Source organism: Streptomyces sp. NPDC059900 (assembly GCF_050270335.1).
In the GTDB taxonomy this organism is placed as follows: domain Bacteria; phylum Actinomycetota; class Actinomycetes; order Streptomycetales; family Streptomycetaceae; genus Streptomyces.
This window is the reverse complement of sequence record NZ_JBNNJZ010001107.1, coordinates 1-1,294: the sequence shown is the minus strand read 5'-3', so window position 1 is coordinate 1,294 and position 1,294 is coordinate 1. Positions and strand designations below refer to the sequence as shown.

Below are 1,294 nucleotides of genomic sequence, written 5' to 3'. Positions count from 1 at the left end.
GGCGGCCCCCCCACCTGGGTGTGGGGGGGGGGGGGGGGGGTTCTGTCGCCGGGGCCCGCGCGGGGGGGCCCGCCCCCCCGGGGGGGGGGGGAGGCGGCGCCGCTGTGTGAGTATCCGGGTGCGTCCTCGGACGGGACCGCGGATGACGTCAGATCAGCCAGCCGAGGAAGTGGGCGATACCGGCGACGACGTCAGTGATGATGTTCATGGTGGTGCTTCTCCTTGTGGGACTTGCTCAGGATCTTTCAACTGCCGGTCCTCGTATGGGACATGGACCGGGAACGCGGCAACTACGGTCTGCAGCCCGTTGCTTGCGTTCCGTAATCATCGTCAATCACATGCGTCACATGCAATCCCTGGCGGAACGATCACCTGTTCCAGGGAACAACTGCTCCCGTGTTCGTATTTTCGAGATGCGGAGGGGCCTGGGGCGCGTGACGATGGGCCCATGAAGGCCGCCGATACGTTCCCCGTGCGCCGCGTGTACGACCCGCCCGGCGAGGCGGACGGCGTGCGCGTCCTGGTCGACCGGCTCTGGCCGCGCGGCATCTCCAAGGAGCGGGCCGCCGTCGACGAATGGCTCAAGGCAGTCACGCCCTCCGGCGAGCTGCGCAAGTGGTTCCACCGGCACCGGGACGAGTACGAGGAGTTCGGTCGCCGCTACCGCGCCGAGCTCGAAGGCCCCGAGCAGCAGGACGGCATCGAGCACCTGCGCGAGCTCGCGGCGGCGGGGAAGGTCACCCTGGTCACCGCGGTCAAGGACGTGGAGCACGGCCATCTGCCGACGCTGCGGGCGGTGTTGGCGGGGGAGCGGATCTGAGGCGGAGGGAAGCGAAGGGCGCACGTGCCGATGGCTCGCGCAACCGCGCGCCGGATACGGGGCGTGCCTGATCGCCTACTTTTAGTCACTCCAGCGGATCGCGTGGGAGCGCTCCGCACGGTGGAGGGGATCTCGACATGATCAACACGATGCGACGACGCATGGCCGCGGGCCTGGGGGTGCTCGCGGCCGCCGCGACGCTGGCGATCGCGGTGCCGGGCTCGGCGTACGCGGCGGAAGGTGTCCTGATCGTCAACGGCCAGGATTACGCGGACCCGAGCGGCTGCTACCCCGTCGAGTGGTTCCCGGCCTCGGTGGCCAACCACACCGACGCCATCGCCGAGGTCCACTCGGGCCCTGATTGCAGCGGCCCGGTGGAATGGCTGGTGTACCCGGGCGAGACGTACCACACGGAAACCGCCCAGAGCGTCTTCATCCTCTGAGCCACGGCACCCGGCGCCCCGCTCCCCCGGG

2 protein-coding genes are annotated in these 1,294 nt (G+C 69.8%); both read left to right on the top strand.

Annotated elements, in window-relative coordinates:
- The first annotated feature begins 448 nt into the window (after window positions 1–448).
- Window positions 449–820: a DUF488 domain-containing protein gene (locus ACQKIP_RS47645; RefSeq protein ID WP_365852170.1), complete on the top strand. Its 372-nt coding sequence runs from the start codon at window positions 449–451 to the stop codon at window positions 818–820.
- A gap of 137 nt (window positions 821–957) precedes the next feature.
- Window positions 958–1,263 (top strand): hypothetical protein, encoded by a 306-nt coding sequence (locus ACQKIP_RS47640; protein WP_365852172.1) that lies wholly within the window; start codon window positions 958–960, stop codon window positions 1,261–1,263.
- Window positions 1,264–1,294: the final 31 nt, after the last annotated feature.

Bases quoted from the DNA above. Each gene is read 5' to 3' on its own strand.
- ACQKIP_RS47640 (WP_365852172.1), top strand. From the start codon at position 958: ATGATCAACACGATGCGACGACGCATGGCCGCGGGCCTGGGGGTGCTC.
- ACQKIP_RS47645 (WP_365852170.1), top strand. From the start codon at position 449: ATGAAGGCCGCCGATACGTTCCCCGTGCGCCGCGTGTACGACCCGCCC.